An 18,155-nucleotide genomic window follows, 5' to 3' on the forward strand; every position below is an offset into this window, starting at 1 on the left:
CCGCCCCCGTGTCCGCCGCTCCCGCTCCCGTTGCCGCTGCCGCTCCGGCGGCCCCGGCGGCGCCCTCCGCGCCGCCGCCCGCCGGCGTACGGGCCACCGCGCGGATCACCGCGGCGGCCGACGGGCACGGGGGCACGGTGCTGCCGCTCCTCAGCGGCGAGGGGCCGCTCGCGCTGCGCCGTACCCGCGCCGCGGCTCCCGGGCAGGCGCGGGTCACCCTGGTGGGCGCCATGAGCGCGCCGCTGGGCGGCGACCGGCTCGCGATCGAGGCCCGCGCCGAGGCGGGGGCGCGGCTGGTGTTCGACTCCAGCGCCGCCACGATCGCGCTGCCCGGACGGGTGCCGCGGGCCGCCCGGTACGACGTACGGCTGAGCGTCGCCGAAGGGGCCGCCGTGCACTGGCTGCCCGAGCCGCTCATCGCCGCCGCGGGCAGCGTGCTCCACCAGCACATCCGCGTCGACCTCGCCCCGGGGGCCCGGCTGGTGCTGCGCGACGAGCAGGTCCTGGGCCGGGCGGGCGAGGAGCCGGGGCGCCTGGGCACCCGGCTCACCGTGCACCGCGCCGGCCGCCCGCTGCTCGACCAGCGGCTGGACTTCGGGCCCGGCGCGCCCGGCTGGGACAGCGGCGCCGTCCTCGGCGGCCACCGCGCGGTCGGCCAGCTCCTCCTCGTCGACCCGGAGTTCGCCGACGGGCCGCCCGGCCCCCGGATGCTGGGGGAGACCGCGGCGCTCATCCCGCTGGCCGGTCCCGCCGCGCTGGCCACGGCCGTCGCCCCGGACGCCCTCCAGGTGAGACGGCTGCTCGACCAGGCGCACACATTTACGGCTTGGTAAAGAACGTTCGCCTGCCCTGTCCCCCGCCGCCGGTCAGGGGCAAAGATCCTCCTGACAGCCACCCAACAGGGGAAGGTGCACACGTGAAGAGACGCAAAGCGGCCATAGCCGCTGCGGGCACCCTCGCGGCGGGGGCCCTCACCGCCGGTCTGATAGCCGTCCCGGCCGCCTCCGCCGACACCGCGGCAGGCGGCGAGGGCGGCTCGGCGGCGAAGCGGCAGAGCACGTCCTGGAAGCACGGCGGCGCCGAGGCGTGGGGCGTGCGGATCGCGGCGGCCCGCGCGGCGCGCGCCGGCATCGACTGGAAGGACTGCCCCGAGGACTGGGGGCTGCGCGCCCCCGTCCAGTGCGGCTGGGTCACCGTACCCGTCGACTACGCCAAGCCGTTCGGCAAGACGATCAAGATCGCCGTCGACCGCGCCGCGAGCACCGGCAGCAAGCGCGAGCGGCAGGGCTCCCTCGTCTACAACCCCGGCGGACCCGGCGGCTCCGGCCTGTTCTTCCCGACCCGCAGCACCAGCCGGAACCCGCTGTGGACCAAGACGGCCGCCGCCTACGACTTCGTCGGCTTCGACCCGCGCGGCGTCGGCCACTCCGCGCCCATCTCGTGCGCCGACCCGCAGGAGTGGGCCAAGGGCCCCAAGCCGGACCCGGTCCCCGACGACGAGGCCGACAAGCGCGCCCAGCGCAAGCGGGCCACCGAGTACGCCGACGGCTGCGCCGAGCGCAACGACAAGGCGTATCTGGCCTCCCTCACCACCCCCAACGCGGCCCGCGACCTGGAGGTGATGCGCGCCGCGCTCGGTGACCGGAAGCTCAACTTCCTGGGCGTCTCCTACGGCACCTACATGGGCGCCGCCTACGCCGAGCTCTTCCCGCACCGCGTCCGCCGGATGATCACCGACAGCGCGGTCAACCCGTCGCCGAGGAAGATCTGGTACGAGGTCAACCTCGACCAGAACGTCGCCTTCCAGACCCGCTGGCACGACTGGCAGAAGTGGGTCGCCGAGCACGACGACGTCTACGGCCTCGGCGACAGCGCCGAGAAGGTCCAGGCCCGCTGGGAGAAGCTGCGCGCCACCGCGAAGAAGAACCCCCTCGGCGGCGTCGTCGGCCCCGAGGAGCTGCTCGGCTTCTTCCAGAACGCGCCCTACTACGACTCCTACTGGCCGCGGGTCGCCGCCGCCTGGTCCGCCTACGCCAAGGGCGACCAGCAGCCCCTCATCGACGCCGCAGGCCCCGACCTCTCCGACGTCGCGGGCAACAAGAGCGCCGAGAACGGCACCGCCGTCTACAACGCCGTCGAGTGCAACGACGCCAAGTGGCCGCGCGACTGGAAGAAGTGGGACCGCGACAACACCCGGCTGCACCGCGACTACCCGTTCCTCACCTGGTCCAACGCCTGGCTGAACTACCCCTGCGCCGTCTGGCCGGTCAAGCAGCAGCGCCCGCTCGACATCCGCGCGCGCACCGCCCACCCGGTGCTGATCGTCCAGGCCACCCGGGACGCCGCGACCCCGTACCCCGGCGGCGTCGAGCTGCACAAGCGCCTCAAGGGCTCCCGTCTGATCACCGAGCGGGACGCGGGCTCCCACGGCGTCACCGACCTCAAGAACGAGTGCATCAACAAGCGCGTCGAGGCGTACCTGCTCAAGGGCACCGTCGGCGCCAAGGACGTCACCTGCGGTCCGCACGCCGCCCCCGAGCCGCAGAAGTCCGTCAAGAAGGCCACCGCCGACGCCGAGGCGGCAGCGGTACCGGCCGTGAAGCAGCCGTAGCCGCGACGTAGTCCGGCACGCCCGGTGGCGGGGCGCCGGCACCCCGGCCGCCCCGCCACCCCGGCCACCGCACGGCCGCGCGTCAGCCGCTGCGCGCCGCCAGCCAGCGGTCCTCCGCCGCGTAGTCGAACGGGTCCCTGTCCCCGAAGAACCACGCCAGCGCGGGGAACGCCTCCCGCCAGTCCCGGTCCCGCAGCTGCCCGGTGATCCACTCCACGGTCCGCGGAAGCGACTCCTCGTACGTCGTCACCGCGCGGTAGCCCAGCTCCCGCTCCGCCGCGGCCATGTCCAGCACCACCGGGTACGGAATCGACCACGGCGTCATCCCCAGCCCCTGCTCCGCCTCCGGCGCCCCGTCCTCCAGCAGCACCGTCTCCGCCTCCCAGCCCAGGACCTCGCCCAGGGCCTCCGCGATCGCGGCGTCACTCGGAGCCTCCGGGTCCGCCGCGTTGAGCACCCGGGAACCGGGCCGGCGGGCCGCCAGCCGCACCAGCTCCGCGATGTTGTCCACGTGCGCCGGGTGGAAGCGGCTCCGCCCGCCGAACGCGAGGATCCGCACCCGCCGCCCGTCCAGCCACCGCTTCACCCAGTACAGCTCGCGCGGTGCACGGCAGTACGGGCCGTGTACCGTGCCCGCGCGCAGCAGCGTCGTCGGCATCCGGTCCCCGAGCGCCAGCAACTCCTGCTCCAGCAGCGCTTTGCGCGCGTCGTAGCTGTCGTCGCCGGGGGCCGCCGTGCGCTGGGTCTCCCGCAGCGGCACGGGGTAGTGGGGGAAGCCGCGCGGCCCGTCCTGCGCCGAGAAGCCGCGGCCCTCGTCGTCCTCGTACACGGCGGCGCTGGAGATGACCACCGCGGAGTCCACCCGGTCCGCCAGCGCCGTCAACTGCCGGGTGTGCGCGGGCGTCATGGCCGTGACGTCCACCAGCAGCCCGTGCCCGTCGCCGACGGCCGCGGCCAGCGCGCCCTCCTCGTCCCGGTCGAGGGCGACCGACCGCACCCCGGCGGCCTGCCGGGCGTCGTCCCGGCCGCCGCTCCGGGACGCCGCCGTGACCTCCCAGCCGTCCGCGAGCAGCGCGTCGACCGTCGCCATCCCGATCTGTCCTGTGGCGCCGAGTACGAACGCCCTTGATCCGTCAGCCATACACCCACCCTAGGGTCGGGCGAGCGCCGCCACCCCCTGAAAAGTAGTGCCTTTTGGTGCGGTATGTTCGGGCATGAGCAGGGCGTTCGCAGGCTGGTCACGGAGCGTCGCTGCGGTGCCCCCGGAACCGGGTGCGTGGCCTCGGCCCAGCGCCTCCGGCGGCCCGCTCCGCCGCCTTGGCGTCCGGTGCGTACATGTCCACGTACTCCTGTCCGGACAGCCGCAGGATCGCGTGGATGATCTCGTCGGTGACCGCGCGCAGCGCCACGCGCTCGCCCGCCATCCCGGCGTACCGCGAGAAGTCCAGCGGCTCCCCGAAGCGGATGGTCACCGGGCCGAGGCGCGGCAGCCTGCGCCCCGGCGGCTGGATCTCGAAGGTGCCGACCATCGCGCACGGGACGACCGGCACCCCGGCCTCCAGCGCCATCGACGCCACCCCGACCCGCCCCTTGTAGAGCCGCCCGTCGTGGGAGCGGGTGCCCTCCGGGTAGATGCCGAGGAGCTCGCCCCGGCGGAGGACGGCCAGCCCCTCGTCGACGGCGGCGCGCCCGGCGCCCTGTCCCGACCGGTCCACGGGGATCTGCCCCGCGCTGCGGAAGAACGCGGCCGTGACCCGCCCCTTGAGCCCCGGCCCGGTGAAGTACTCGGCCTTCGCGAGGAACGTGATCCGCCGCCGCAGAATCGCGGGCATCAGAAAGTGGTCGGAGAAGGAGAGATGGTTCCCCGCCACGATCGCCGCACCCTCGGCGGGGATGTGCTCCCGGCCCTCGATCCGCGGCCGGAACAGCAGGCGCAGCGCCGGTCCCAGCACCACGTACTTCAGGAGGGAGTAGAACACGGGTCACCTCCGGCTCTGCCGCGCAGCAGCGGTGTCCGGACTCATACCCGCTCCTCGCCGACATCGCCGACCGGCCGTCGAACAGGGTGACCCGGGCACCTCATCGTAGCGCCGGAGGGGCGGCGCGTCCGCCCGTCGGAGGCGGGGCAGCCCAGCCGCCGGCGGTGGTCCGGGGCGGATCAGCAGCCGACGACGAACGGCAGCCGCGCGGCCAGCGGGCCCAGCTCCGCCCGCTCCGCGCCGGTCGGCGCCCGGCGGCCGGTGCCGACCCGGAGCGCGTCCTGGTCGGTGAACGACGCGGGGAACGTGGCGCCGCTGATCGCCTCCAGCATCCCGCGGGCCCGGGCCAGGCTCTCCGCGGGCGGCTGCGCCGCGTCCGGGAGGTGTGCGACGAGGTCCAGATGGTGCAGCGTCCACTCCAGGACGTACGCGGCGAGGTAGTCCTCGACGGTGAGGATCTCGTCGCGGGTGCTCACCCGGGCGGCGGGGTCGGCCAGCGCGGCGGCCCGCCCGGCGGCGGAGCCCACGTCGTCGAGGTGGAAGGTGAGCAGGCGCGGCTCCCCGTAGGCGGCGGCCAGCCGGACGGTCAGCGCGTCGAGCGGGTCCTGCCCGGTCGGCAGCTCGTCCGTGACGTTCCAGTAGCCGAGCGCGTCGAGGGTCGGTTCCCCTTCGGCGGGGGTGGCGAGAGTGATCAGGACGTCCTGCGCGTCGATGATCAGGTGGCAGGCGAGGTCCCGGACCAGCCAGCCGGTGCAGCCGGACGGCCGTTCGAAGTCCGGGTCCGGCAGCTCGGTGACCGCCGTGCGCAGCGCCGTCCAGGAGTGTGCGAAGAGATCCACCCGCGCACGGTAGTGCGGCGCCGGGACCGCGGACAACCGCATATGCGCGCGGGTCAGCGGGGCCCGCCGGTCGGCAGGCGCGGGGGAGCGGGGGAGCGGCGTGCGTGGCGGGCCCGCGCCGCCGGCTCCTCCAGCGCTTCCACGCGGCGCCGTACGGCCGGGGTCTGCAGCACCCCGCAGGTCAGCAGCGCGGCGCTGGCGGCGCAGAGCACGCCGCCGAGGACGTCCGGCGGGTAGTGCACGCCCAGATAGACGCGGGCGGCGGCGACCACGGCGGTGAAGGCGGCGCCGGCCGCGGCGGCCAGGAGCCTGCGGTGCGCGGGCACGAGCAGCACGACGGCCACGCTGAGCCCCGCGGCGATGGCCGTGTGCCCGCTGGGGAAGCTGTGCGCGTTGTCCGGGGGGATGACCCAGAGCCGGTGCGGCGGCCGGTGCTCGTCCACCGAGAGCTTGGCCGCGTAGGCGATCGCCATGGCCCCGCCGAGGACGCCCAGCGTGCGCAGCGCGTCCCGTCTGCGGCGCCACAGCCACAGCGCGGCCGGGACGAGCACGGCCAGCGCCGCGCCGACCGCCGACTCGGCGGCGTAGGTGGCCGCCTTGGCCACCGCCGTCAGCACCCCGTTCCGTACGGTCGCCACGTCCTCGTTGAGCGCGATGTCCACCCGGGTCACCGTGCGGGTCGTGGCCGCGAGTCCCAGTCCGGCCAGGACGGCCAGCAGCGCCAGTCCGCCGAGAATCCTTCTCCCTGGTGCCACACGGTGTCCTTTGTCCGTCACGGGGGTTCCATCGCAAGGTGGTGGGGAGTTCACCGTAACGGAACCACGGACCTCCCCGGCGGCCGGGCCGGATGGCCCCAGGGGAGCCCGCCCGGCCCTGGCGGCGCGGGACCCGCCGGACGACCGTGGGAGTCTGCGCCGGAGCGGGTCCGAACGGACAATAAGGGCGATCAGTCGACGAAGGGTCTCTCATGGGTCATGTGCCGCAGTCCTCGCTCGCCGACCTCACCCAGGAGGAGCTGAACGCGCTGGACGCCCACTGGCGGGCGGCGAACTATCTGGCGGTCGGCCAGATCTACCTGCTGGACAACCCGCTGCTGACCGAGCCGCTGCGCCCGGAGCACATCAAGCCCCGGCTGCTCGGCCACTGGGGCACATCCCCGGGCCTCAACCTCGTGTACACCCACCTCAACCGGGTCATCAAGGCCCGCGGGCAGGACGCGGTGTGCGTGTGGGGCCCGGGCCACGGGGGGCCGGCGGTGCTGGCCAACTCCTGGCTGGAGGGCAGCTACTCGGAGACCTACCCGGACGTGTCCCGGGACGCGCCGGGGATGGCGCGGCTCTTCCGGCAGTTCTCCTTCCCCGGCGGCGTGCCCAGCCACGTGGCCCCGGAGACCCCCGGCTCGCTGCACGAAGGGGGCGAGCTGGGCTACTCGCTGTCCCACGCGTACGGCGCGGCCCTGGACAACCCCCGGCTGCTGGCCGCCTGCGTCATCGGCGACGGCGAGGCCGAGACCGGGCCGCTGGCCGCGTCCTGGCACTCCAACAAGTTCCTCGATCCCGAGTACGACGGCGCGGTGCTGCCGATCCTGCATCTGAACGGATACAAGATCGCCAATCCCACGGTGCTGGCCCGGCTGCCCCAGCCCGAACTCGACGACCTGCTGCGCGGCTTCGGCCACGAGCCGTTGCACGTGGCCGGCGACGACCCGGCGAGGGTCCACCGCGCCATGGCCGGGGCCATGGACACCGCGCTGGACCGCATCGCCCTCATCCAGCGCACCGCCCGCGAGGAGGGCGTCTCCGAGCGGCCCCGCTGGCCGCTGATCGTCCTGCGCACCCCGAAGGGCTGGACCGGTCCCGCGCAGGTCGACGGGCTGCCCGTGGAGGGCACCTGGCGCTCGCACCAGGTGCCGCTCGGCGAGGTGCGCGACGATCCGGCCCACCGGCGCGCGCTGGAGGAGTGGCTGCGCTCGTACCGCCCCGAGGAGCTCTTCGACGGTCTCGGGCGCCCCACCGGCCAGGTCACCGCGTGCGTCCCGGAGGGCGCGCGCCGGCTCGGAGCGAGCCCGCACGCCAACGGCGGGCTGCTGCTGCGCGAACTGCCCGTCCCGCCGCTGGAGCGGTACGCGGTCGGCGTCGAGAGCGACCGGCCGGGCGCGACCCGGCACGAGCCCACACGCGTCCTCGGCGGCCTGCTCGCGGAGCTCATGGAGAACACCTCCGAGCGGCGGGACTTCCGCCTCGTGGGCCCGGACGAGACCGACTCGAACCGGCTGCAGGACATCTACCGGGCCAGCGGCAAGAGCTGGCAGGCCGAAACCGTGGCGACGGACGAGCACCTGGACCGGCACGGCCGGGTGATGGAGATCCTCTCCGAGCACACCTGCCAGGGCTGGCTGGAGGGCTATCTGCTCACCGGCCGGCACGGGCTGTTCTCCAGCTACGAGGCGTTCGCGCACATCGTCGACTCGATGGTCAACCAGCACATCAAGTGGCTGCGCACCACCCGCGCGCTGCCCTGGCGGCGCCCCATCGCCTCGCTGAACTACCTGCTGACCTCCCATGTGTGGCGGCAGGACCACAACGGCTTCTCGCACCAGGACCCCGGATTCGTCGACCACGTGCTCAACAAGGCGCCCGAGGTGGTGCGGGTCTACCTGCCTCCGGACACCAACACCCTGCTGTCCGTGGCGGACCACGCGCTGCGCAGCCGGGACTACGTCAACGTGGTGGTCGCCGGCAAGCAGCCCTGCTTCGACTGGCTCGGCCTGGAGGAGGCCCGCGCCCACTGCGCCCGCGGCGCCGGGGTGTGGGAGTGGGCCGGCACCGAGGACCCGGCCCGCGAGCCCGACGTGGTGCTCGCCTGCGCGGGTGACGTCCCCACCGAGGAGGTCCTGGCCGCCGCCTGGCTCATCCGCCGTCACCTGCCGGACCTGGCGGTACGCGTGGTCAACGTCGTCGACCTGGCCCGGCTGATGCCCGAGGGGGAGCACCCGCACGGCATGCCGGACGCCGAGTACGACGCGCTGTTCACCCGCGGCAGGCCGGTCATCTTCGCCTACCACGGCTACCCCTGGCTCATCCACCGCCTGACCTACCGCCGCGCCGGCCACCACGAACTGCACGTGCGCGGGTACAAGGAGATCGGCACCACGACCACGCCCTTCGACATGGTCGTCCGCAACGACCTGGACCGCTACCGGCTGGTGATGGACGTCGTCGACCGCGTGCCGGGCCTCGCCGTCCGCGCGGCTCCGGTGCGCCAGGCGATGGAGGACGCCCGGCTGCGCCACCACACCTGGATCCGGGAGCACGGCACCGACCTCCCCGAGGTCGCCGACTGGACCTGGACCGGCTGAGCGGATCAGGACCTTCGGCCCTCCTGCCCGGCCCGGAGAGCCACTGCCGCGCCCGAAGCGCACGCGGGAAGGTTCGAGTGTCAGGAGTCGAGGATGCGGCGCTCGGCCCGGTCTGCGGAGTCGAGCGCCTGTTCGGGAAAGGACGCCTCATGCTGCTCCACAGGAAAGACCCGACCGCCGGGGCCCGGCACTCCGCCCGGGGACCCGACGGCCCGCAGACCACCGCGGTGGCCCGGGCACTGGCGGCACTCCGCATCGGAATGGGCTTCGTCTTCCTCTGGGCCTTCTTCGACAAGACCTTCGGCTGGGGCTACTCCACCCCCGCCGAGAACGCGTGGGCGGACGGCGGCTCGCCCACCGAGGGCTTCCTCAGCGGGGTGAAGGTCGGACCGCTGGAGTCCCCCCTCAACGGCTGGGCCGGTGACGCCTGGGCCGACTGGCTGTTCATGGCCGGCCTGCTCGGCATCGGGATCGCCCTGCTCGCCGGGGTCGCGCTGCGGATCGCCGCGGTGGCCGGAACGGTGATGATGGCCCTGATGTGGGCCGCCGAGTGGCCGCTCGCCAAGCACCTCTCCGACGGGTCGCCGAGCATGTCGACCAACCCGCTGGTCGACTACCACGTCGTCTACGCCGCCGTCCTGACCGTGCTGGCCTTCGCGGCGGCGGGAGCCACCTGGGGACTGGGGCGGCTGTGGGCCCGGCTGCCGCTCGTCGTACGGCACCCATGGCTGCGGTAGAGCCGCCGCGGCCGGGGCGGGGCGCGCGCACCGTCGTCATCGGCGTGGGCGACGCGTTGCGCCGCGACGACGGAGCGGGGCCCGAAGCGGTGCGGAGGCCGCGGGAGCGGGCGCGCCCGCTCCCGCCCGCCGGGCGAGGGGGCCGGGGCCCGGCGGGCCTTGCCGGGCAGGGGCTGCCCCTCGCTGTCGCGTCGCGGGTCGCTCAGCCGGGTGGGAGGGGGGCCCGCCAGGTGACGCGGGTGCCGGTGCCGTCCTTCCGGGACGGCTCCACGGCCAGCGACCCGCCGACCTGCTCGGTACGGGCGCGCATGTTGACCAGCCCGCTGGTGTGCGGGGCGCTGCCGATGCCGACGCCGTCGTCCGCCACGGTCAGCACGACCTCGTCGGCGACGGTGACCGCGACGTCGACCCGGCCCGCCCCCGCGTGCCGCGCCGCGTTGCTCAGCGCCTCGCCGAGCACCGCCAGCAGATGGTCGCCGAGGGGCCGGGGCACATCGGTGTCGATCCTCCCGTCCAGGGTCAGCGAGGGGGCGAAGCCCAGAGACTGCGCACCGGCGTTCACGGCCGCGGTGAGCTGGTGGCGCAGGCTCTGCCCGGAGCCCGGCCCCTCCTGGGCCCGCAGCCCGAAGATCGTGGAACGGATGATCTTGATGGTCTGGTCCAGGTCGTCCACGGCGTGCGAGACCCGCTCGGCGGCCTCGGGCCGGTCGATGAGCCGCCCCGCGCTCTGGAGCGTCATCCCGGTCGCGAACAGCCGCTGGATGGCCAGGTCGTGCAGGTCCCGCGCGATCCGGTCGCGGTCCTGGAGCAGCGCGAGCTGCTCGGCCTCGGCGCGGTGCCGGGCCACCTCCAGCGCCAGGGCCGCCTGGCCCGCGAAGCTCGCCAGCAGCTTGACGTCCGCCGCGTCGAACGGCGGCCCTCCGGCGTGCCGGGCCAGCCGCAGCGCGCCTGTCAGCCCGGGGCTCGACGAGGGCATCGGCACCGCCACCACCGGCCCGTGCGGGGTGTCGAGCCCGGGGAACGCGTAGCCCTCCTCCGCCGTGCGGATGTCCGGCACGGCACGCGGCGCCCCCTCGGCCGCGGCCGCTCCCGCGAGGGAGGTGCGGACCGGAACCGTGGCGCCGGCGAGCCGGTCGGCCTCCGCGCCCTCGGCGACCTCCACGCGCAACGCGTCCTCCGCGCCGCCGCCGTCGCACGGCAGCAGCACGCACGCCGAGTCCGCCTGCGCCGCCTCCAGGCCGTGCCGGGCGACCAGGCTCAGCACCGCCCCCGCCGCCTCGCCGGACAGCAGGGTGCGGGTGATCTCGCCGCTCGCCTCCAGCCACTGCTCCCGGCGGCGGCTCTCGTGGTACATCCGGGCGTTGTCGATGGCGACCCCGGCGGCCACGGCCAGCGTCGTCAGCACCGCCTCGTCGTCCGCGTCGAACTCGGCGCCGCCGCGCTTCTCCGTCAGATAGAGGTTCCCGAAGACCTGGTCCCGCACCCGGACCGGCACCCCCAGGAACGTCCGCATCGGCGGGTGGTTCGCGGGGAATCCGTAGCTGGCGGGGTGCTCGGCCAGGTCCCTCAGGCGCAGTGGCCGCGGATGGCGGATCAGCTCACCGAGGATGCCGTGGCCGCTGGGGTACGGGCCGATCCGCCGGGCCGACTCGTCCGGGATGCCGACCGGCAGGAACCGCGCGATCCGCTGCCTGTCGTCCAGCACGCCCAGCGCGCCGTACTCGGCGTCCGCGAGCACCACGGCGGCCTCCACGATGCGGTGGAGCACCTGCCCGAGGTCCAGCTCGCGCCCGACGCTCAGCACGGCCTCCAGCAGGCTGTGCATCCGGTTCTGGGTGGCCCGGGCAGCGTCCAGACGCTGCTGCAGCTCCTCCAGCAGCTCGTCGAGCCGCAACTGCGGCAGGTGCTCGCCCACCGGTTCTCCGCTCCGTCGCCACACCCCGCGCATCAGCATATGACGGCCATGCGACAGGGGACAGTGCGCGGCACGGCCCCGGAACCACGGCCCCGGAACAGGGCCTTCCGTCCGGGGCGGAGAGCCGATCGGCCCCTGGGAGCCCCGCTTCCCCCGCCCGAAGCTGAGGGTGTCACCAGCCGCGTCCGTCCGCCGGGAGGTGCCCGTGACCAGCCGCCGGGGCTCCGCACACCTGCCGCTCGCCGACGGCACGACCGTCCGGATCCGACCCGCTCACCGACCGCGACGTCCACGAACTGATCACCCCGCCGCGGCCGGAGTCCGACACCCCGCTCGATGTCCGGATGCGGCCGCTGCCGCGTCAGGCCGTCGACCCGTATCCGCGCCGCCTGCGCGAGCGCCCGGTCCAGGGAGGCCCCGCATGACCCCCTCGCAGTCCGTTTCGCAGCCCCGTGTACTGGCCGGCTTCGACGGCTCCACGCCCGCCTGGCGGGCCCTGGAGCGCGCCGCAGAGGAGGCCGAACTCCGCAGCGTGCCGCTGGAGATCCTGCTCGGCCGGCCCTGGGACCGGACGGGCCCGCCGGAGTCGGCGGACCAGGGCGCCCTGTTCGAGAGCGCCCACGCCATGGTGGAGCGCGCCGCCGGCCAACTGCGGGAGCGGCACCCCGGGCTGGAGCTCACCGCCTCCGTCTCGTCCCAGCCCGCCGGCTCGGAACTGCTGCGGCGGGGGCGCAGGGCGGCGCTGACCGTGGTGGGCAACCGGGGGCGCGGCGACATCGCCGGGCTGCTGCTCGGCTCCGTCAGCATGGCCGTGGCCGCGCACGCCGAGCGCCCGCTGCTGGTGGTCCGCGAGGACGCCGAGGCCCGGCACGGCCGGGTGCTGATGGGCCTGAAGTCGGAGGCCGATCAAGAGGCCCTGGGCTACGCCTTCGAGGAGGCCGCGCGGCGCGGCGCCGAGCTGCTGGTGCTGCGCGCGTGGCGGTTCTCCACCTATCCGACCACCGTCCCCGACGAGCAGACCGCCGCGGCCGTGGCCCGGTTCGCGGTCCGCGAGGAGCGCGAGAAGCATCCGGAGGTCACGGTCCGCACCGAGGCCGTCCTCGGGGACGAGGCCCGCCGGCTGGCGGAAGCCTCCGCCGAGGCCGACGTGCTCGTCATCGCAGCGCACCGGAACCGGCACCGGTTCGGACCCCGGCTGGGCCCGGTGACCCACGCCGTCCTGCACCACGCCCGGTGCCCCGTCGCGGTCGTCCCGGCCGAGTGAACGAACGGAGGGTGACCATGCGCACGATGAACGGCTTCTTCGGGGTGCTGCCCGGGAGCCACCGGCACGAGCTGCGCGCGCTGGGGGAGGAGGTCTCCTTCCCCGTGGGCGCCCGGATCTTCGAGGAGGGCGAGCGGGCCGACCGCTTCTGGGTCCTGCGTACCGGCACGGTCGCGCTCGACCTGCGGGTGCCCGGCCGCCGCCCCGTGCCCATCGAGACCGTCGGACCCGGCGAACTGCTGGGCTGGTCCTGGCTGTTCCCTCCGTACGAGTGGCATCTGGGCGCCGGGACCGCGAGCCCCGTGCGCGCCGACGAGTACGACGCGGAGGCGGTGCGCCGGCTGTGCGAGGAGAACCCGGAGATCGGCTCCGCCCTCGCACGCGGTGTCGCCGAGGTCGTCGCCGACCGGCTGCGCCGGGCCCGTACCCGGCTGACCGATCTGTACGGCCCGTACGCGCCGGGGCGGGGAAGGCCCTGATGACCTGCGACAGCCCGCACACGGTGGGCGACGTGATGACGCGGACGGTCACAGCGGTGGGCCGCGACGCGCCGTTCAAGGAAGTCGCCAGGATCCTGCACGAGTGGCAGGTGAGCGCCCTGCCCGTGCTGGAGGGCGAGGACCGGGTCGTGGGCGTGGTCTCCGAGGCGGACCTGCTGCCCAAGGAGCAGTACCACGACCGCGCGCCCGCCCGCTTCGAACAGGCCCGTGTGCTGGACGACCTGGTGAAGGCGGGCGCCGTCACCGCGGGGGAGCTGATGACATCCCCCGCGGTCACCGTCCACGCCGACGCGCCGCTGTCGTCGGCCGCCCGCACCATGGCGCTGCACCGCGTCAAGCGGCTGCCGGTCATCGACGGCGAGGGCCGCCTCGCCGGCATCGTCAGCCGCGCCGATCTGCTCAAGGTCTTCCTCCGCGCGGACGAGGACATCGCGCAGGAGGTGCGCACCGAGGTGGTGAACCCGCTCTTCCCCACCGACGAGGTCCGCGTCACCGTCCAGCAGGGCGTGGTGGTCCTGGAGGGCGAGATCGGCCATACCCGGATGATCCCGGTGGCCGCCGGGCTCGCCCGCGCCGTCGAGGGCGTGGTCGACGCGGACATGCGGCTGCGCGGGCCGCACCGCCGACCGGGTCCGCAGCGCGGGCGCGCGCCCGCGCCCGGCACCGGCGACCTTACGGAGCGGTGACGACGGGCCTGTCGCACGGTCCGCCGCGGGCTGCCGCCCGTACCGTGACCGGATGCGCGTACTTGTCACCGGCGGAGCCGGATTCATCGGATCGAGGGTCGTGCGGGCCCTGGCGGCGCACGGGCACGAGCCCGTCGTGCTGGACGCGTTGCTGCCCACGGCGCACGCCGACCCGCCGCCCCCCGTGCCCGGAGTCGAACGCATCACCGGCGACGTCCGCGACCGCGAAGTGGTCGCCGCCGCGCTGCGCGGCGTGGACGCGGTCTGCCACCAGGCGGCCATGGTGGGCCTCGGCAAGGACTTCTCCGACGCGCCGGACTACGTCAGCTGCAACGACCTCGGCACCGCCGTGCTGCTCACCGCCATGGCCGAGGCGGGAGTGCCGCGGCTGGTGCTCGCCGGGTCGATGGTCGTCTACGGCGAGGGCCGCTACACCTGCCCGGAGCACGGCGCCGTGCAGCCGGGCCCGCGCTCCGCCGCCCGGCTGCGCGCGGGCGGCTTCGACCCCCTCTGCCCCCGGTGCGGGGCGACACTGCGGCCCGGCCTGGTCACCGAGGACGCGCCCGCCGACCCGCGCAACACCTACGCCACCACCAAGCTGGCCCAGGAGCACCTCGCCGCCGCCTGGGCCCGGACGACCGGCGGCAGCGCCGTCTCGCTGCGCTACCACAACGTCTACGGCCCCGGCATGCCCCGCGACACCCCGTACGCGGGGGTCGCCTCCTTCTTCCGCTCCGCCCTCTCGCGCGGCGAGCCGCCGACGGTCTTCGAGGACGGCGGCCAGCGGCGGGACTTCGTCCACGTGGACGACGTCGCCGAGGCCAACGTCCGCACGCTGGAGGCGCCGCGCGAGCGGAGCGGGTTCACCGCGTACAACACCGGCAGCGGCGAGCCGCACACCGTCGGCGAGATGGCCGCAGCCCTCGCCGAGGCGTACGGAGGGCCGGACCCGGTCGTCACCGGCGAGTTCCGGCTCGGCGACGTGCGGCACATCACCGCCTCGTCGGACCGGATCCGAGCGGAGCTGGGCTGGCGCGCGGGGATCTCCTTTGCGGAGGGCATGCGGGAGTTCGCCAGGGCCACGATGCGGTCCCCGGTTCCGGTGTAGGGGGCGCCCGGCGGCCCCTCCCTGCCGGGGAGCCCCGGGGAGCCTCAGGCCGAGCCTGCGGGGAACCCGGAGCCGGCCCGTACCGCCGTGGGCAGGGTCACCTCGAAACGGCAGCCGCCCGCGACATTGCGGACGTCCGCATGGCCCTGATGCGCCTCCACGATGCCCCGCACGATGGCCAGCCCGAGTCCCGCGCCGCCCTGCGGGCCGGCGCCGCCCGGCGTCGGCGTCCGCGCGTGCGTGCCGCGCCAGCCGGTGTCGAAGACCCGCGGCAGGTCCTCCTCGGGGATGCCGCCGCAGCCGTCGGTCACCGACAGCACCACCCCGTCGCCGTCGCCGGTGCGCCGCGCGGACACCGCCACCGTCCCGTCGGCCGGCGTCCTGCGGATCGCGTTGACCAGCAGATTGCCCAGGGCCCGCGTCATCTCCCGGGGGTCCACCTCGACCGGCACGGTGTCGATCCCGTGCCCGACGAGGCGCACCCCGTGCTCCCGGGCGAGCGGGTCCGCGCCCGCCAGCGCCTCGCCCACCAGGTCGTTCACGCCCATCCGGTGCGGGGCCAGGGCGAGCGCGCCCGCGTGGATCCGGGACAGCTCGAACAGGTCGCCGACCATGGCGTTGAGCCGCTCCACCTCGGTGCGGATCTGCCGCAGATAGCGGTCCGGGTCGTCGGCCACTCCGTCCTCCAGGGCCTCCGACATGGCGCGCAGCCCGGCCAGCGGGGTGCGCAGATCGTGCGAGATCCAGGCGACGAGCTCGCGCCGCGAGCTCTCCAGCGCCCGCTCGCGGTCCCGGGAGGCGGCCAGCTTGGCGCTGGTGGCGGCCAGCTCGCGGGTGAGCGCCGCCAGCTCCGCCGTGGGCTGCTCCGCGGGCGCGGAGAAGCTGCCGCCTTCCCCGAACGAGCGGGTGGCCTGGGTGAGCTCCCTGCTGCGCGCGGCGACCCACCGGCCGAGCAGCATCGAGGTCGCCAGGGACACCACGGCGGCCATCGCGACGACCGTGGTGACGACGGCCAGGTCGTGCCGGTTGAGGAACATCGCCCAGGCCACGGCCAGCGTCCCCGCGAGCATCGCGGTCACCGCGACCACGGAGACCACGGCCAGGGACACCACCAGCGAGCGGCGCCGCAGCACCAGCAGCGCCGCCGCACCGAGCAGGCCCGCCGCTGCGGCACCGGCGAACGCCAGCAGGGCGATGAGCAGGAGGTCGCGCACCGGGTCAGTCCTCCGTCCGGCCGGCCGGGCCGGCCGCGCCCTGGGGCGCCCCGTCCGGCCGGTCCAGCCGGTAGCCCACCCCCCACACGGTCTGGATCAGCTCCGGACGGGCCGGGTCGTCCTCGATCTTGCCGCGCAGCCTGCGCACATGCACCGTCACCGTGGACAGATCGCCGAACTCCCAGCCCCACACGTCCCGCATCAGCTCCTCGCGTCCGAACGCCCGCCCGGGGTGCCGCAGCAGAAACGTCAGCAGGTCGAACTCCCGCACGGTGAGGGAGAGGTCCGCGCCGTCCTTGGTGGCGCTGCGGGCCCGCGGGTCCACCGCGATCCGCCCGGCGCGCAGCGGCCCGGCGGGCGCCGCGCCCGGCCGCGGGCGGCTGCGGCGCAGCACGGACTCCACCCGCAGCACCAGCTCGCGGGGGCTGAAGGGCTTGGTGACGTAGTCGTCGGCGCCCACCTCCAGGCCGAGTACGCGGTCGTCCTCGTCGCCCCGAGCGGTGAGCATGATGACCGGCACCGGGCCCCGGTCGCGCATCCTGCGGCACACCTCCAGGCCGTCCATGCCCGGCAGCATCAGGTCGAGCACCACCAGGTCGGGCCACTGGGCCGCGACCCGCTCCAGCGCCTCGGGCCCGGTGTCGGCGCGGTCCACGGTGTACCCGGCGCGTCCCAGATATCCGGCCACGACCTCGGCGACGGTGGGATCGTCCTCCACCACCAGCACCCGCCCCGGCTCCGCTCTCTCCTCCATACGCCCACCTTCGCACCCCCCGGCGGGGGCGGGGCCGCCGAGCGGGCGTCGTCCGCGATTCGTAAGGAGCCGAAGCCCGTGTCGCGCCGCTTCAACTGCGTAGGGTGAGACCATGACCACACCCGCGTCACCGTCCCCGGTCGCCGACGTCGTCCTGCCCTGCCTCGACGAGGCCGCCGCCATTCCCTGGGTGATCGAGCGGATCCCGCCGGGCTGGCGGGCCATCGTCGTCGACAACGGCTCCACGGACGGCTCCGCCGACGTCGCCCGCGCCCACGGCGCGCACGTCGTGCACGAGCCGCAGCGCGGCTTCGGGGCCGCCTGCCACGCCGGGCTGCTCGCCGCCACCGCGGACATCGTCTGCTTCTGCGACTGCGACGCCTCCCTCGACCCCGGCCTCCTCGTCCCGTTCGCCGACGCCGTCCACGCGGGCGAGAGCGACCTGGTGCTGGGCCGGCGGCGCCCCCGGGAGCGCGGCGCCTGGCCCCCGCACGCCCGCGCCGGGAACGCCGTACTCTCCCGCATGGTGCGCCGCCGCACCGGCCTGCGGCTGCACGACATCGGCCCGCTGCGCGCCGCGCGTCGCGCGGAGCTGACCGGCCTGGACCTCACCGACCGGCGCGGCGGCTACCCCCTCCAGATGGTCGTCCGGGCCGCCGACGCCGGCTGGCGCGTCACGGAGCGCGACGTGCCCTATCTGCCGCGCACCGGCCGCTCCAAGGTCACCGGGACGTGGCGCGGGACCTGGAACACCGTGCGCGAGATGCGCGCCGTGCTGCGCGAACCGCCAGGCACAGCGCCGAGCACGCGAACACTCCAGCCGTGAGCAGCAGCCACCGCCGCCCGAAGTCCGCGCCGTGCAGCCCCGTCGCGGGGCCGTATCGCGCGGGCGGTCCCACGATCAGCGGGAACCACACCAGCAGCAGCACCCCCGACAGAAACGCCGGCACCCGCACATAGTTGACGTACGGGCCCGCCGCGGCACGCAGCGCCCGGTCCGCCGCGCCGTACACCGGCACCAGCACCAGGTCGTGCACCACCGCCGCGCCCACCAGCCATCCGGCGACCCCGAGCGCGTCGCCGTCCAGCAGCCGCACCCCGGCGTAGCCCGTCAGCGCGAACGACGCGAGCAGCAGCGCCGGCTGCCCGGGGCCCGCGCCGTACCAGCGCCGCCACCGCCCGCCCGGACC

17 protein-coding genes are annotated in these 18,155 nt (G+C 75.2%); 9 read left to right on the forward strand and 8 right to left on the reverse strand.

The window, feature by feature from the left end; genetic code table 11:
* The first annotated feature begins 8 nt into the window (after positions 1-8).
* Together G5C65_RS12610 and G5C65_RS12615 are read left to right on the forward strand one after the other, a co-directional pair.
* On the forward strand, positions 9-833 hold the full coding sequence (locus G5C65_RS12610; protein ID WP_165298889.1) for an urease accessory protein UreD: 825 nt from the start codon (positions 9-11) through the stop codon (positions 831-833).
* An 83-nt stretch (positions 834-916) separates the two neighbouring features.
* Positions 917-2,611: an alpha/beta fold hydrolase gene (locus G5C65_RS12615; protein WP_165298877.1), complete on the forward strand. Its 1,695-nt coding sequence runs from the start codon at positions 917-919 to the stop codon at positions 2,609-2,611.
* 82 nt (positions 2,612-2,693) lie between these two features.
* On the opposite strand, the gene G5C65_RS12620 is transcribed toward G5C65_RS12615, so the two are convergent.
* From G5C65_RS12620 to G5C65_RS40400, 4 genes are all read right to left on the reverse strand, one after another.
* Positions 2,694-3,752 carry an NAD-dependent epimerase/dehydratase family protein gene (locus G5C65_RS12620; protein ID WP_165298878.1) on the reverse strand — a complete coding sequence of 353 codons (1,059 nt, stop codon included), beginning with the start codon at positions 3,750-3,752 and terminating at the stop codon, positions 2,694-2,696.
* A 97-nt stretch (positions 3,753-3,849) separates the two neighbouring features.
* Positions 3,850-4,590, reverse strand: a complete 741-nt coding sequence (locus G5C65_RS12625) for a 1-acyl-sn-glycerol-3-phosphate acyltransferase (protein ID WP_165298879.1) — start codon at positions 4,588-4,590, stop codon at positions 3,850-3,852.
* Positions 4,591-4,769: 179 nt separating this feature from the next.
* Positions 4,770-5,429, reverse strand: coding sequence for a maleylpyruvate isomerase N-terminal domain-containing protein (locus G5C65_RS12630; RefSeq protein WP_165298880.1), 660 nt, complete (start codon positions 5,427-5,429; stop codon positions 4,770-4,772).
* 53 nt (positions 5,430-5,482) lie between these two features.
* Entirely contained in the window at positions 5,483-6,184 is a 702-nt protein-coding gene (locus tag G5C65_RS40400) for a phosphatase PAP2 family protein (RefSeq protein ID WP_165298881.1), read from the reverse strand.
* Between the two features lie 212 nt (positions 6,185-6,396).
* On the opposite strand from G5C65_RS40400, the gene G5C65_RS12640 reads away from it, so the two are divergent.
* A complete protein-coding gene (locus tag G5C65_RS12640) occupies positions 6,397-8,787 on the forward strand; it encodes a phosphoketolase family protein (RefSeq protein WP_165298882.1) in 2,391 nt (796 codons plus the stop codon).
* Between the two features lie 149 nt (positions 8,788-8,936).
* Complete coding sequence (locus tag G5C65_RS12645) at positions 8,937-9,524, forward strand: DoxX family membrane protein (protein WP_165298883.1); 588 nt, start codon at positions 8,937-8,939, stop codon at positions 9,522-9,524.
* Between the two features lie 202 nt (positions 9,525-9,726).
* On the opposite strand, the gene G5C65_RS12650 is transcribed toward G5C65_RS12645, so the two are convergent.
* Positions 9,727-11,472, reverse strand: coding sequence for a GAF domain-containing sensor histidine kinase (locus tag G5C65_RS12650; protein ID WP_420903306.1), 1,746 nt, complete (start codon positions 11,470-11,472; stop codon positions 9,727-9,729).
* A 388-nt stretch (positions 11,473-11,860) separates the two neighbouring features.
* Here G5C65_RS12650 and G5C65_RS12655 point away from each other — a divergent pair, with 388 nt between their 5' ends.
* From G5C65_RS12655 to G5C65_RS12670, 4 genes are read left to right on the forward strand one after another with little or no spacing between them, the layout of a single operon-like run.
* Positions 11,861-12,703: a universal stress protein gene (locus tag G5C65_RS12655; protein ID WP_165298884.1), complete on the forward strand. Its 843-nt coding sequence runs from the start codon at positions 11,861-11,863 to the stop codon at positions 12,701-12,703.
* A 26-nt stretch (positions 12,704-12,729) separates the two neighbouring features.
* Complete coding sequence (locus tag G5C65_RS12660; RefSeq protein ID WP_165298891.1) at positions 12,730-13,182, forward strand: cyclic nucleotide-binding domain-containing protein; 453 nt, start codon at positions 12,730-12,732, stop codon at positions 13,180-13,182.
* Complete coding sequence (locus G5C65_RS12665; RefSeq protein ID WP_241265748.1) at positions 13,182-13,889, forward strand: CBS domain-containing protein; 708 nt, start codon at positions 13,182-13,184, stop codon at positions 13,887-13,889. Before G5C65_RS12660 ends, G5C65_RS12665 begins: the two co-directional genes overlap by 1 nt.
* 52 nt (positions 13,890-13,941) lie before the next feature.
* Complete coding sequence (locus G5C65_RS12670) at positions 13,942-14,997, forward strand: NAD-dependent epimerase/dehydratase family protein (RefSeq protein WP_165298885.1); 1,056 nt, start codon at positions 13,942-13,944, stop codon at positions 14,995-14,997.
* Positions 14,998-15,041: 44 nt separating this feature from the next.
* Here the strand turns inward: G5C65_RS12670 and G5C65_RS12675 are convergent, their stop codons facing one another.
* Both G5C65_RS12675 and G5C65_RS12680 read right to left on the reverse strand, forming a co-directional pair.
* Positions 15,042-16,211 (reverse strand): ATP-binding protein, encoded by a 1,170-nt coding sequence (locus G5C65_RS12675; RefSeq protein ID WP_165298886.1) that lies wholly within the window; start codon positions 16,209-16,211, stop codon positions 15,042-15,044.
* A gap of 4 nt (positions 16,212-16,215) precedes the next feature.
* Positions 16,216-16,965, reverse strand: a complete 750-nt coding sequence (locus tag G5C65_RS12680; protein ID WP_165298887.1) for a response regulator transcription factor — start codon at positions 16,963-16,965, stop codon at positions 16,216-16,218.
* Between the two features lie 112 nt (positions 16,966-17,077).
* Between G5C65_RS12680 and G5C65_RS12685 the strand changes: the two genes are divergently transcribed.
* The gene (locus G5C65_RS12685) at positions 17,078-17,791 is read left to right on the forward strand and encodes a glycosyltransferase family 2 protein (protein WP_165298888.1); all 714 of its coding nucleotides are present in this window, start codon (positions 17,078-17,080) and stop codon (positions 17,789-17,791) included.
* Here G5C65_RS12685 and G5C65_RS12690 read toward each other — a convergent pair.
* Positions 17,688-18,155: hypothetical protein (locus G5C65_RS12690; protein ID WP_241265749.1), on the reverse strand; the 468-nt coding region annotated here is incomplete at its 5' end. The two genes, G5C65_RS12685 and G5C65_RS12690, sit on opposite strands and share 104 nt — an antisense overlap.

Source organism: Streptomyces boncukensis (genome assembly GCF_011045075.1).
GTDB lineage: Bacteria > Actinomycetota > Actinomycetes > Streptomycetales > Streptomycetaceae > Streptomyces > Streptomyces boncukensis.